Origin of the sequence: Streptomyces stoeckheimensis, from assembly GCF_045822005.1 — a bacterium.
GTDB classification, from domain to species: domain Bacteria; phylum Actinomycetota; class Actinomycetes; order Streptomycetales; family Streptomycetaceae; genus Streptomyces; species Streptomyces stoeckheimensis.
Map to the genome: position 1 here is coordinate 3,786,944 of NZ_CP169550.1, position 12,737 is coordinate 3,799,680.

At 70.1% G+C, this 12,737-nt stretch carries 14 protein-coding genes and 3 tRNA genes; 2 read left to right on the plus strand and 15 right to left on the minus strand.

What is annotated here, in order from left to right:
* Positions 1-149: 149 nt before the first annotated feature.
* From rplA to ACE1OC_RS16925, 5 genes are all read right to left on the minus strand, one after another.
* Positions 150-878 carry a 50S ribosomal protein L1 gene (gene rplA, locus ACE1OC_RS16905; RefSeq protein ID WP_266955928.1) on the minus strand — a complete coding sequence of 243 codons (729 nt, stop codon included), beginning with the start codon at positions 876-878 and terminating at the stop codon, positions 150-152.
* 86 nt (positions 879-964) lie between these two features.
* Complete coding sequence (gene rplK / locus ACE1OC_RS16910; protein ID WP_053682632.1) at positions 965-1,399, minus strand: 50S ribosomal protein L11; 435 nt, start codon at positions 1,397-1,399, stop codon at positions 965-967.
* Between the two features lie 170 nt (positions 1,400-1,569).
* Positions 1,570-2,523: a transcription termination/antitermination protein NusG gene (nusG, locus tag ACE1OC_RS16915; RefSeq protein WP_407837699.1), complete on the minus strand. Its 954-nt coding sequence runs from the start codon at positions 2,521-2,523 to the stop codon at positions 1,570-1,572.
* Between the two features lie 84 nt (positions 2,524-2,607).
* The gene (gene secE / locus ACE1OC_RS16920) at positions 2,608-2,889 is read right to left on the minus strand and encodes a preprotein translocase subunit SecE (RefSeq protein WP_243333337.1); all 282 of its coding nucleotides are present in this window, start codon (positions 2,887-2,889) and stop codon (positions 2,608-2,610) included.
* Positions 2,890-2,996: 107 nt separating this feature from the next.
* Positions 2,997-3,069, minus strand: a tRNA-Trp gene (locus ACE1OC_RS16925).
* Positions 3,070-3,260: 191 nt separating this feature from the next.
* Here ACE1OC_RS16925 and ACE1OC_RS16930 point away from each other — a divergent pair.
* Together ACE1OC_RS16930 and ACE1OC_RS16935 are read left to right on the plus strand one after the other, a co-directional pair.
* On the plus strand, positions 3,261-4,487 hold the full coding sequence (locus ACE1OC_RS16930; RefSeq protein ID WP_266955932.1) for a pyridoxal phosphate-dependent aminotransferase: 1,227 nt from the start codon (positions 3,261-3,263) through the stop codon (positions 4,485-4,487).
* A gap of 267 nt (positions 4,488-4,754) precedes the next feature.
* A complete protein-coding gene (locus ACE1OC_RS16935) occupies positions 4,755-5,774 on the plus strand; it encodes an adenosine deaminase (protein ID WP_407837700.1) in 1,020 nt (339 codons plus the stop codon).
* Positions 5,775-5,789: 15 nt separating this feature from the next.
* On the opposite strand, the gene ACE1OC_RS16940 is transcribed toward ACE1OC_RS16935, so the two are convergent.
* The 10 genes from ACE1OC_RS16940 to ACE1OC_RS16985 all read right to left on the minus strand — a co-directional run bounded on the left by ACE1OC_RS16940 (position 5,790) and on the right by ACE1OC_RS16985 (position 11,842).
* Positions 5,790-6,206 carry a hypothetical protein gene (locus tag ACE1OC_RS16940; protein ID WP_407837701.1) on the minus strand — a complete coding sequence of 139 codons (417 nt, stop codon included), beginning with the start codon at positions 6,204-6,206 and terminating at the stop codon, positions 5,790-5,792.
* A gap of 15 nt (positions 6,207-6,221) precedes the next feature.
* Positions 6,222-7,277 (minus strand): UDP-N-acetylmuramate dehydrogenase, encoded by a 1,056-nt coding sequence (locus ACE1OC_RS16945; RefSeq protein ID WP_274549077.1) that lies wholly within the window; start codon positions 7,275-7,277, stop codon positions 6,222-6,224.
* A gap of 92 nt (positions 7,278-7,369) precedes the next feature.
* Entirely contained in the window at positions 7,370-7,843 is a 474-nt protein-coding gene (locus ACE1OC_RS16950; protein WP_407837702.1) for a DUF3291 domain-containing protein, read from the minus strand.
* Positions 7,844-7,952: 109 nt separating this feature from the next.
* Positions 7,953-9,479, minus strand: a complete 1,527-nt coding sequence (locus ACE1OC_RS16955; RefSeq protein WP_407841586.1) for a DHA2 family efflux MFS transporter permease subunit — start codon at positions 9,477-9,479, stop codon at positions 7,953-7,955.
* Positions 9,480-9,630: 151 nt separating this feature from the next.
* Positions 9,631-10,185, minus strand: coding sequence for a TetR/AcrR family transcriptional regulator (locus ACE1OC_RS16960; protein WP_407837703.1), 555 nt, complete (start codon positions 10,183-10,185; stop codon positions 9,631-9,633).
* A gap of 170 nt (positions 10,186-10,355) precedes the next feature.
* Positions 10,356-10,787, minus strand: coding sequence for a MaoC family dehydratase (locus ACE1OC_RS16965; RefSeq protein ID WP_407837704.1), 432 nt, complete (start codon positions 10,785-10,787; stop codon positions 10,356-10,358).
* Between the two features lies 1 nt (position 10,788).
* On the minus strand, positions 10,789-11,280 hold the full coding sequence (locus ACE1OC_RS16970; protein WP_407837705.1) for an FAS1-like dehydratase domain-containing protein: 492 nt from the start codon (positions 11,278-11,280) through the stop codon (positions 10,789-10,791).
* 115 nt (positions 11,281-11,395) lie between these two features.
* Entirely contained in the window at positions 11,396-11,560 is a 165-nt protein-coding gene (rpmG, locus tag ACE1OC_RS16975; RefSeq protein ID WP_003956487.1) for a 50S ribosomal protein L33, read from the minus strand.
* An 88-nt stretch (positions 11,561-11,648) separates the two neighbouring features.
* Positions 11,649-11,721 (minus strand) — tRNA-Met (locus ACE1OC_RS16980).
* 48 nt (positions 11,722-11,769) lie between these two features.
* Positions 11,770-11,842: transfer RNA gene (locus ACE1OC_RS16985), tRNA-Thr, on the minus strand.
* Positions 11,843-12,737: the final 895 nt, after the last annotated feature.

The window sequence follows — 12,737 nt, forward strand, 5'->3', positions numbered from 1 at the left end:
TGTGTTCCGACCCTACGGGGCGGGCTGCCCGTCCCCGCGCCATTTTCCGCGCGACCCGCTTCGGGAAACGCAGAACGGGCCCTTCTCCCCCCGTGAAGGGGGAGAAGGGCCCGTTCGGGCAACTCAGCGAGCCGTCAGGCCCTGCTCAGTCAGACCGCGGCCGGGTCTTCCTCGACGAGGAGGTTCCGGGTGCGGTTCTGGTCCAGCAGGATGCCGGGGCCCATGGTGGTGCTGAGGGCGGCCTTCTTGATGTAGCGGCCCTTCGCGGCGGACGGCTTCAGACGAAGGATCTCGTCCAGGGCCGCGCCGTAGTTCTCGACCAGCTGCTCATCGGAGAAGGAGACCTTGCCGATGATGAAGTGCAGGTTCGAGTGCTTGTCGACGCGGAACTCGATCTTGCCACCCTTGATCTCGGTGACAGCCTTCGCGACGTCCATCGTGACGGTGCCGGTCTTCGGGTTCGGCATCAGGCCACGGGGACCGAGCACGCGGCCGAGGCGGCCGACCTTGCCCATGAGGTCCGGCGTGGCGACAACGGCGTCGAACTCGTTGAGGCGGTTGCCCTTGGCGATCTCGTTGATGAGCTCGTCGTCGCCGACAATGTCGGCGCCGGCGGCTTCCGCGGCCGCAGCACGGTCACCGGTCGCGAAGACCAGGACCCGGGCGGTCTTGCCGGTGCCGTGCGGGAGGTTCACGGTGCCGCGGACCATCTGGTCGGCCTTGCGCGGGTCGACACCCAGGCGGAAGGCGACCTCGACGGTGCCGTCGAACTTCGTGGTGGAGGTCTCCTTGGCGAGACGGACGGCCTCGAGCGGGGCGTACTGCTTCTCCCGGTCGACCTTGGCGTCCGCAGCGCGGAGAGTCTTGCTGCGCTTCACTTCTGCTCCTGTGTTGTGGCTTCAGGTGTGGAGTCGTGGTGCGGACCAGCGCTTGGCCCTACCACTGTGGTGCTGGGGTGGCTGAATCAGCCTTCGACCGTGATGCCCATCGAACGCGCGGTGCCGGCGATGATCTTCTCGGCCGCGTCGATGTCGTTGGCGTTCAGGTCAGGCATCTTGAGCGTGGCGATCTCGCGAACCTGGTCACGCGTAAGCTTCGCGACCTTCGTCTTGTGCGGCTCGCCAGAGCCCTTCTCCACGCCGGCGCTCTTCAGGATGAGGCGCGCGGCCGGCGGCGTCTTGGTGATGAAGGTGAAGGAGCGGTCGTCGTAGACCGTGATCTCCACCGGCACGACCATGCCACGCTGCGACTCGGTCGCGGCGTTGTAGGCCTTGCAGAACTCCATGATGTTGACGCCGTGCTGACCGAGCGCGGGGCCGACCGGCGGAGCCGGGTTGGCCGCACCGGCCTTGATCTGGAGCTTGATAAGCCCCGTGATCTTCTTCTTCTTGGGAGGCATTGCTCTCTCCGGGTCCTAGTGAGAGTTTTCGCCGCCAATCCGGTCATCCGGATGGAGGCATACCGCACCACGATAACGGGTATCGGTGCGAGGCTGAAAACCGAGCAGGTCAGACCGCCCGCAAGGGGGCAATCTGACCTGTCCGGAAGCGTGTGCCAGAAGGCTGTGGATCAGTTCTTCTGGATCTGGTCGAAGCTGAGCTCGACCGGGGTCTCGCGGCCGAAGATCTCGACGAGACCCTTGACCTTCTTCGAGTCCGGGTTGATCTCGTTGATGGTCGCCTGCAGCGTCGCGAACGGGCCGTCGGTGACGGTGACCGAGTCGCCGACCTCGAAGTCCAGCACCTCGATGGCGCGCTTGACGGAGGGCGCCGGCAGACCGGCCTCTTCCGCCGCCAGCTTGGCGGCCTTCTCCTGCAGCTCCGGGGCGAGCATCTTGACGATCTCGTCCAGGGTCAGCGGGTACGGGTCGTACGCGTTGCCCACGAAGCCGGTGACGCCGGGGGTGTTGCGGACGACGCCCCAGGACTCGTTCGTCAGATCCATGCGGACGAGAACGTAACCGGGCAGCTTGTTCTGCCGGACGTTCTTGCGCTCGCCGTTCTTGATCTGGACGATCTCTTCCTCGGGCACCTCGGCCTGGTAGATGAAGTCCTCGACGTTGAGCGAGACGGCGCGCTGCTCCAGGTTGGCCTTCACGCGCTTCTCGTAGCCGGCGTAGGTGTGGATGACGTACCACTCGCCGGGCAGGAGGCGCAGTTCTTCGCGCAGGGCCTGGATGGGGTCGACGGGCTCGGCGGGCTCGACGTCGGCGGCCTCGACGGCCTCCGTGTCGTCCTCGTCCTCGGCCTCGTCGGCAGCCTCGTCGGAGACCTCTTCGTCGTCCTCGACGGACTCGTCTTCGTCGGACTCGTCGTCGGCCTCTTCGACCTCCGCGTCGTCCTCGGCTTCGGCGTCGACCTCACCCTCGACGTGCAGCGCGGCCTCTTCGGCGGCGACACCCGCCTCGGCGTCGGCGAGCTCGGCCTCGTCGGGGTCCACGGCGTCTGCAGCCTCGACGATGTCGAGCGCGTCCTCGACGGACTCGACGGAGTCGGGGCTCGCGTTCAGGTTCGGGTCAGACACGGTGGCTGCTTCTTCCTGGATACAAAAGGTGGTCGAACATGCGAAAACGGGCGGCACCCATCAAGGCGCCGCCCTCCGCGGGGATCAGCCGAAGACGAACTTGATGGCTTCCTGGAACCCATAGTCAATCACGGTCACCAGACCGATCATGATGACGACGAAGACAATCACCACACTGGTGTACGTCGTCAGCTGGTTGCGAGTGGGCCAAACAACCTTGCGGAGTTCCGCGACGATCTGGCGGTAGAACAGCGCGAGACGACCCAGAGGGCCCTTCTTACCGCGCTTGCCGCCCTTGCGGGCCTTCTTCTCGCGAGTGTCATCCTCGGCGTCAGGCATGTCGATGGAGCCCAGGGCGTCCGTCACGTCTCTCACCTGAATCCGGGTCGTGGCCGTGGCCGCGCCCGGTTGCGCCGCACGGCACTGCATCTAAGTACGTACCTGCGCACACACGTCCGAGATGGAGTGTGGAGCAGGGCCGGAGGGACTCGAACCCCCAACCGCTGGTTTTGGAGACCAGTGCTCTACCAATTGAGCTACGACCCTTTGCGTGCCCCAACCTACCGCATCCAGACGAGTGCACGGTGTGCTCACGCTCTGCAGCGGTTGACTTGGGCCAACGACGGTTGAGTGTACGTGGTCCGGGCCCTGACGTCGAACAGCATCCTCCGGAGAGCGGCCGTCCGGTAACTGAAACGGAGTGCGGCGCTCGTTTCGCGTCTGGGACGATTGGCCGCATGACCTCTGAAACGCCTTCCGCCGAGCGCCGCGTATCCGCCCGTATCGGTGCCATCTCCGAGTCCGCCACCCTCGCCGTCGACGCCAAGGCCAAGGCCCTCAAGGCCGCCGGGCGTCCGGTGATCGGTTTCGGAGCGGGTGAGCCCGACTTCCCCACCCCGGACTACATCGTCGACGCCGCGGTCGAGGCCTGCCGCAACCCCAAGTACCACCGCTACACCCCGGCCGGCGGTCTGCCCGAGCTGAAGGCCGCCATCGCCGCGAAGACGCTGCGCGACTCCGGCTACGAGGTGGACGCGTCCCAGGTCCTGGTGACCAACGGCGGCAAGCAGGCGATCTACGAGGCGTTCGCGGCCATCCTGGACCCGGGTGACGAGGTCATCGTCCCGGCGCCGTACTGGACCACGTACCCGGAGTCGATCCGTCTCGCCGGCGGTGTCCCGGTCGAGGTCGTCGCCGACGAGACCACCGGTTACCGGGTCTCCGTCGAGCAGCTCGAGGCGGCCCGCACCGAGCGCACGAAGGTCGTCCTCTTCGTCTCCCCGTCGAACCCGACCGGCGCCGTCTACTCCGAGGCCGACGCCGAGGCGATCGGCCGCTGGGCCGTCGAGAAGGGCCTGTGGGTCCTGACCGACGAGATCTACGAGCACCTGGTCTACGGCGACGCGAAGTTCGTCTCCCTCCCGGCGATCGTTCCCGAGCTCGCCGACAAGTGCATCATCGTCAACGGCGTCGCCAAGACGTACGCCATGACGGGCTGGCGCGTGGGCTGGGTCATCGGCCCGAAGGACGTGGTCAAGGCCGCGACCAACCTCCAGTCGCACGCCACCTCCAACGTCTCCAACGTGGCCCAGGTCGCGGCGCTGGCCGCCGTCTCCGGCAACCTGGACGCCGTCCACGAGATGCGCACCGCCTTCGACCGCCGCCGCCAGACGATGGTGCGGATGCTGAACGAGATCGACGGCGTCTTCTGCCCGACCCCCGAGGGTGCCTTCTACGTCTACCCGGCGGTCAAGGACGTCCTCGGCAAGGAGATCCGCGGCAAGCGCCCGCAGACCTCCGTCGAGCTCGCGGCCCTGATCCTGGACGAGGCCGAGGTCGCCGTCGTCCCGGGCGAGGCCTTCGGCACCCCCGGCTACCTCCGCCTCTCCTACGCCCTGGGCGACGAGGACCTGGTCGAGGGCGTCTCCCGCATCCAGAAGCTCCTCGCGGAGGCGAAGGCCTAGGCCTCCGGCCCGCAGCCACGCCTGAGCGGCGGTTCCCCTCCGGGGGAGCCGCCGCTCGGGCGTTTCCGGCCCGGGAGATTCAGCCCCTCCGGCGTTTGAGGAGCGGGGTCCGGGGCGGAGCCCCGGGGAACGGGCGAAGGGCGGGTAGGGGACGAGCCCCGCGCAGCGGCTCCCGGCGCGCCCCGACCCCACGGATTTGCGTTCGGGCAAGAACCCGTTCAGGGAATCGGGCTGCCGATCGGGTGACAAGTGCGGCAGGATCACCAGATGGAGCACGCACGCGATCTCACGCTTCTGCCGAAAGCCCACCTCCACCTGCACTTCACCGGCTCGATGCGCCCGTCGACCCTGCTGGAGCTCGCCGACAAGTACGGGGTCCGCCTCCCGGACGCCCTCACCTCCGGCGAGCCGCCGAAGCTCCGCGCCACGGACGAACGCGGCTGGTTCCGCTTCCAGCGGCTCTACGACGCCGCCCGCTCCTGCCTGCGCGAGCCCGACGACATCCGCCGCCTGGTCCGCGAGGCCGCGGAGGAGGACGTGCGCGACGGCAGCGGCTGGCTGGAGATCCAGGTGGATCCCACCTCCTACGCCCCCCTCCTCGGCGGGATGATCCCCGCCGTCGAGATCATCCTCGACGCCGTGGACGCCGCCTCCCGCGAGATCGGCCTCGGCATGCGGGTCGTCATCGCGGCCAACCGCATGAAGCACCCCCTCGACGCCCGCACCCTGGCCCGGCTCGCCGTCCGCTACGCCGACCGCGGCATCGTCGGCTTCGGCCTCTCCAACGACGAGCGCCGCGGCATGGCCCGCGACTTCGACCGGGCCTTCGCCATCGCCCGCGAGGGCGGACTCCTCGCGGCCCCGCACGGCGGCGAGCTCACCGGCCCGTCCTCCGTCCGCGACTGCCTCGACGATCTGCACGCCGCCCGCATCGGGCACGGCGTACGGGCCGCCGAGGATCCCCGGCTGCTCAAACGGCTCGCCGACCGCCAGATCACCTGCGAGGTCTGCCCGGCGTCCAACGTCGCCCTCGGGGTCTACGAACGCCACGAGGACGTCCCGCTGCGCACCCTCTTCGAGGCCGGGGTCCCGATGGCCCTCGGTGCGGACGATCCGCTGCTCTTCGGGTCCCGGCTCGCAGCCCAGTACGAGATCGCCCGCCGGCACCACGGCTTCACGGACGCGGAGCTCGCCGAGCTGGCCCGCCAGTCGGTGCGCGGCAGTGCCGCGCCCGCCGGCGTACAGGAGAAGCTGCTGGCCGGGATCGACCACTGGATCGCCTCGTAGGGGAGGCGGTGCGGGTCAGCGCGTGAGCCGCAGGTCGCCCTCGTGGCAGTCGGCGCGCACCCGCGCGCCGTCCTGGAAGCCGATCTCCAGGTGGGTGCGCCCCTGCGCGGGCAGGGCGAACTCGGCGACCGATTCCACGGTGTCGCCGAGGTGGCGCAGGAAGGGGTGGTATCCGAGGTCCTCGCCGACCTCGATGCGGCCCCACTCCCCCATGTCGTAGGGCTCGTGCGGCGCCTCGGATTCCACGATGAGGCAGGCGTCGGACCCCGTGGTGATCCGGGTGGACTCGCCGTCGCTGTCGAGGAGCCAGACGTCGAGGGGCGCCTCGGAGCGTTCGCCGTCACTGATGTGCCAGGACGCGACGACCCTTCTGATCGTGCGTCCCACCAGCCGGGTGGGGTCCGTACCGGCCCCGTGCAGGGGACAGAGCATGGGGGCCGGGACTCCTCAGATGCTGACGCCGACCGTCACCGGCTCGTTGACCAGGGTGACGCCGAAGGCCGCGTGGACGCCCGCGACCACCTCGCGGGCCAGGGCGAGGAGGTCTTCGGTGGTGGCCTCGCCCCGGTTGGTGAGGGCGAGGGTGTGCTTGGTGGAGATGCGGGCGGGGCCGTCGCCGTAGCCCTTGGTGAAGCCTGCCTTGTCGATGAGCCAGGCCGCGCTGGTCTTCGTACGGCCCTCGCCGGCCGGGTACGCGGGCGGGGCGGTCTCGGGGCCGAGCCGCTCCTGGGCGCGGGCGAGGAAGGCGGCGTACGCCTCGTCGCCGAGGATCGGGTTGTGGAAGAAGGAGCCGGCCGACCAGGTGTCGTGGTCGGCGGGGTCGAGGACCATGCCCTTGCCGGCGCGCAGCCGCAGGACGGTCTCCCGGGCCTGCGCCGCGGGCACCCGGTCGCCGGCCTCCACGCCGAGGGCGCGGGCCGTCTCGGGGTACTTGACCGGCGCGGACAGGCCGCCCGCGTCTTCCAGGGCGAAGCGGACGCGCAGGACCACGTAGCGGTCGGGCTGGTGCTTGAAGAGGCTGTCGCGGTACGCGAACGCGCAGTCGGCGGCCGAGAGCGTGACCGTTTCCCCGCGGGTGCGGTCGTAGGCGACGACCTCGGTGATCGTGTCGCAGACCTCCTGGCCGTACGCCCCGACGTTCTGGATCGGGGTGGCGCCGGCCGAGCCGGGGATCCCGGCGAGGCATTCGATGCCCGCGAGCCCGGCGTCGACGACGCGGGCGACGGCCTCGCTCCAGTTCTCGCCGGCCGCGAGCTCCAGCCGGGTCCCGTCGAGCACGAACCCGGTGGTCGCGATCCGCAGGGCGGTGCCGTCGAAGCCCTGGTCGCCGATGACCAGGTTGCTGCCGCCGCCGATGACCAGGAGCGGGGTGCCGCTCTCGTCCGCGGCGCGCACGGTGGCGACGACCTCGGCGTCGGTGGTCGCGGTGACCAGCCGGGCGGCGGGGCCGCCGAGCCGGAAGGTGGTCAGCGGGGCGAGGGGGGCGTCGTGGAGTTCCTGCACGTGGACAAGAGTACGGTCCGCGTCCCAGCGAGCAGGCGGGGCCACGGACCGTACGCGTACCGCAGGGCCGTACGGGGCCGGAACGGCCCGCCTCACCCGCGGTCCGACTGCTGCTCCTTGTCCTGCTTCTCGGCCTGCTTCTCCGCCTGCTTCTCGGCCTGCTTCTCCGCCTGCTCCTTCTGCTGCTCGGCGAGGCGGCGCTCCGCCTCGGCCCAGCCGATGGGGAGCTCGCTCGCCGGGACGGTCCAGAAGACGAACCCGGCCTCCTTCGTATAGGCGGCGGCAGCCCGGGAGCCGGAGCGGTGCGGTTCGCTGCCCGCGAAGCGGTAGAGCGCGTCCCGGTCCTCCCAGGCGGACAGGGTCAGGAAGGTGCGGCGCAGGACCCGGGCCCGCAGGGCGACCCCGTGGGCGCCGGGGGCCTTGCGCATCTGGAGGACGATGCCGGGCGACCTCAGGAAGAACTTCAGCGCTCCGGTCAGGCTCACGGTCTCGAAGCGGGAGGCCATGACGTAGACCTCGGCGCCGGGGGCGGGTCGGGTGGGCGTGGACCAGGGGATGTCGGGCATGACGGGCCTTTCCTCGCTGGTGACGTGTCGTACGGAACTGCGTGCGCAGCGGCGGCTGCGGTTCCCCCGCCGGCCGCCGCGCAGGCACCGGCCGGCGAGCGGGACCCGCTCAGACGGCCACCTTCTCGGTGGCGCGCCCGCCGGCCGGGGCCGCACCCTGGCCGTCCGCCGGGAGCCCGCCCGTCGGGAGCCCGCCCGTCGGCAGGTCACCGACCGGGCTGCCAGCCGTCGGCAGGGAGGCCGCGGCCCGGGCCTTCTCCGCGGCCCGGCCGGGGAGCAGCAGGGCCAGGGCGGCCGCCACGGCGACGGCGGCGCCGCCGATCCAGAGGGCGGGGACGGTGCCGTCGGTGAAGGACTGCCCGGACTGGTAGCCGCCCTGGGCGGAGAAGACGGAGGCGAGGACGGCGACGCCGAGGGCTCCGCCGACTTCACGCAGGGCGCTGTTGGCGCCGGCGGCCCTGCCCTGGTCGGCGGGGGCCACGGTGGACATGAGGGCGTTGGAGGCGGGAGCGAAGAACAGGCCCATCCCGATGCCACTGATGATCATCGCGGGGAGCTGGGCGGCGTAGGAGACTTCGGTGCCCAGGATCACGGCGAACCAGCCGAGGCCGATGGCCTGGAGCGCCAGCCCGGCGACCACGACGGGGCGGCTGCCGATCCGGTCGGAGAGGATGCCGGAGATCGGGGCGGCGATCATGGGCATCGCGGTCCAGGGGAGCATGCGCAGCCCGGCTTCGGTGGGCGAGTAGCCGAGGACGCCCTGGAGGAACTGGCTCAGCAGGAAGATCGAGCCGAACATCCCGACGAACATCAGCAGGCTCGCCATGTTGATGCCGAAGAAGCCCCGGTCCCGGAAGAGTCGCATGGGCAGCACCGGGTTGGCGTTGCGGAAGCCGTGGTGGATGAACCCGCCCACGAGCGCGGCCCCCACCAGCAGTGCGGTGAGCACGGACGGGCTGGTCCAGCCGTGCGCGTTGGCGTTGACCAGGCCGTAGACGATGCCGAAGAGCCCGCCGCTGATGAGCAGGGTGCCGGGGACGTCGAGCTTCGCCTGCGGGGCGGTGGACTCGCCGAGCCGCATCCGGGAGAGCGGCATGAGGGCCAGCCCGATCGGGACGTTCAGCCAGAAGATCCACTGCCAGGAGATGTGCTCGGTGAGGCTGCCGCCGATGAGCGGCCCGCTCGCGACGGCGAGGCCGGTGAGGGCTCCGTAGATGCCGAGGGCCATTCCGCGCCGGGCGGCGGGGACGGCGACGGTCAGCAGCGTGAGCGAGAGGGGCATCATGATCGCCGCGCCGACACCCTGCACGGCTCGGGCGGCGATGAGCTCGTTGATGCCGGGCGACAGGGCCGCGGCGGCGGAGGCGACGGTGAACACGGCCGTACCGGCGATGAAGAGCCGGCGGCGGCCGAACCGGTCACCGAGGGCCGCGCCGAACATGAGCAGGACGGCGAAGGTGAGCGTGTACGCGTTCACCGTCCACTCCAGGTCCTCCAGCTTGCCGCCGAGGTCCTCGCGGATGGAGGGGAGCGCGGTGGTGACGACGAGGTTGTCGAGCGCGGCCATGAAGCTGGCGGCCCCGGTGATGACGAGGGCCCAGACCGCAGGCCCGCGAAGCTTGGTGTCTTGCACGATTCCCCCAAAACTAGTTATTGATCACTAACTTCAACGGACAGAGCTGAGCCCCGCGCCGGACGCTGCGCAGGACGCGCGGCCGGCGAACGGACGGAGGGGTGGCTGAACGGAGACGGAGACGGGGGTGGGGCGGACGGAGGGGGCGTACCCGCTACTCGGGCCGAGCGCCCGGATAGCAGCCTTCCCAGACCCGGTGCCCCGGCGGGAACCCCATGGCGGACAGGACGTTGATCAGCATTCCGTACGCGAGGAAGCTGCTCGTCTCCTGCGGGTCCGCCCCGAGCGGCACGTGCAGGGTGTCCCACAACTCCATCCAGGCGGCCCGCACCATCTCGCCGAACGCGGGCTCCCCGGCAGCCTCGGCGGCGGCGACGGTGACGTAGGTCTGGAGCTGCATCTGCAGCTTCTCGGGCTGCTCGGCGATCAGCTTCATGTACGCCACGCTCATCTCCTGGACCGCATCCTCGCCCTGGAGGCCCTTGGCGGCTTCCTCGAGGACGCGCCGGATGTCCTCCATGCAGCGGGCGGCGGCGGCCAGGAAGATGGCCTGCTTGTTCGGGAAGAGCCGGAAGAGGTACGGCTGGGACACCCCGACCCGCTTGGCGATCGCTTCGGTGGAGGTCCCGTAGTACCCGCCCCGCGCGAACTCGCCCATCGCCGCCAGGATGACGCTCTCGCGCCGCTCTTCCGCACTCATCCTTGCCATGCTTCAAAGTTAGTGCTCAATCACTAACTTGACAAGCCCCGCCCCGAACCGACTACCAAAAAGGTCCTGACCTGCGAGTTTCCTCACCGGCCAGGACCTTGTCGGTAACGCAAGAGGTGCAAGAAGCGTAAGAAACGCATGAGCCGCGGGGGGCTCGTCGGGCGGGGACCCTACGGCGCGAGAGCAACCACCGCGCGCGACATCCCCAGGATCTTCTGCCCGGCGCTGGTGGCCGTCAGGTCGACCCGTACCCGGTTGTCGTCCAGCTTCGCCCCGACCTTGGCCGTGACCTCGATCAGCGCGCCCTGCCCGTCGTTCGGGACGACGACCGGCTTCGTGAACCGCACGCCGTACTCGACGACCGCACCCGGGTCGCCGACCCAGTCGGTCACCACGCGGATCGCCTCGGCCATGGTGAACATGCCGTGGGCGATCACGTCGGGCAGTCCGACCTCGGTGGCGAACTTCTCGTTCCAGTGGATCGGGTTGAAGTCACCCGACGCACCCGCGTACCGCACCAGCGTCGCCCGCGTGACGGGGAAGGACGCCGCCGGCAGCTCGGTGCCGACCTCGACGTCGTCGTACTGGATCTGGGCAGCCATCTCAGGCCTCCTCGGGGGCGGAACCGGCGGCGGCGGGAGCGGCGGCGGGCTCGGGCGCCCGGGAGACGAGCTTCGTCCAGGCGGTCACCACGTGCTCGCCGGACTCGTCGTGGACCTCACCGCGGATGTCGATGACGTCGTTGCCCGCGAGCGACTTGATGGCCTCGATGGTCGAGGTCACCGTCAGCCGGTCTCCGGCCCGCACGGGACGGGTGTACGCGAACTTCTGGTCGCCGTGCACGACGCGGCTGTAGTCCAGCCCCAGCTGCGGGTCGTCGACGACCTGGCTGGCCGCCGCGAACGTGATGGCAAACACAAAGGTCGGCGGAGCGATCACGTCTTGGTGACCGAACGCCTTGGCTGCTTCGGGATCCGTGTACACCGGATTGGTGTCACCCACCGCGACCGCGAATTCGCGGATCTTCTCCCGGCCGACCTCGTACGGATCGGTGGGCGGGTAGCTCCGCCCCACGAAGGACTGGTCGAGCGCCATGACTCTCTACCTCCCTGTTGAAACGATCTGTCGAAACGACACAAGGCCGCCCCCAATGAAGGGGACGACCTCATGACGGTATGACTGTGCCTGTTGTACGAGACTTCGCCAGTTGTTAGCGGGTCTCGCGGTGCGCGGTGTGCGAGTTGCAACGCGGGCAGTGCTTCTTCATCTCAAGACGGTCCGGGTTGTTACGCCGGTTCTTCTTGGTGATGTAGTTCCGCTCCTTGCACTCCACGCAGGCCAGCGTGATCTTCGGGCGGACGTCGGTGGCAGCCACGTGAGTGCTCCTTGACGGACAATTGGACGGATGAACGCATAAAAGAGTAGCCGATCGGGAGACCGACCCCGCAATCGGCTACTGTGTGTAGCGGCGACCGGACTTGAACCGGTGACACAGCGATTATGAGCCGCTTGCTCTACCGACTGAGCTACGCCGCTTTGATGAGATCCGTTCCCCACCCGAGGGTGGGGAACCTCTCTCACCAGAGCCCCAATGCGGAATCGAACCGCAGACCTTCTCCTTACCATGGAGACGCTCTACCGACTGAGCTATTGGGGCGAGCGAGGAAGACATTACACGGTCGCCAGCCGATCGCCCAAATCCTTTGCGGGGCCTGGCCTCGGAGCACCACCGCCGCCTTTCTTGATCCCCGCGAAACCCGCCTCCGGCTCCCCTCGAACCGCCTTTCACCCCGAAAGGTGTCAGGCATCACACCGCCGATCCCCCACCCCCACCCTGAGTCACCCCGAAGCCCCGCCTCGGCCCCACCCCGCCGGGACGTTGGACGAGACGGGGGGCCGGGGCGGGGCGGGGCCAAGGCCGAGGCCGAGGCCGAGCACGGGACCCACTCCGGACCGGCACGAGAGCCGACCGCGGAGTCCACGCCAGAGGCGGGGACGTGCCGGAGGCCGGCGGAGCCGGGGCCAGAGCCGGGCGCGCGGAGGCGGGGCCAGGTGCCGAGACGGGCGGGAGCCGGGGCCAGGGACGGGGACGGGGCCGGGCGCGCGGAGGCGGGGCAAGGTCCGAGACCGGCGGGAGCCGGGGCCAGGGACGGGGACGGGGCCGGTGCCGGGCGCGCAGAGCCGGGGACGGGCCCGAGGCCGGCAGGAGCCGGGGGCCGGGCACAGGCACGCGGAGGCGCGGGGACGGGCCTGAGGCCAACAGGAGCCGAGGCCAGGCACAGGCACGCGGAGGTGGGGCCAGGCGCGAGCCTGCAGAGCCCCAGCCGGGGACCGGGCCCGCAGCAGCATCGGCGGGCGCCACAGGCAGGCCCACGGCGGTTACGGAGCCGACTGCGGAGTCCACGCGCCGCAGGCCGGGACGGGCGCGGCTCCGCACAGGCGGGGGCAGTCGCAGGGCGGCAACCACAGGGCCAAGGCGACGGCAAGCCCGGCCGGGAGCGCTCCGGCCAGGCACCACAGCCGACCGCAGCGACCGCGCCGAATCCAGGGCC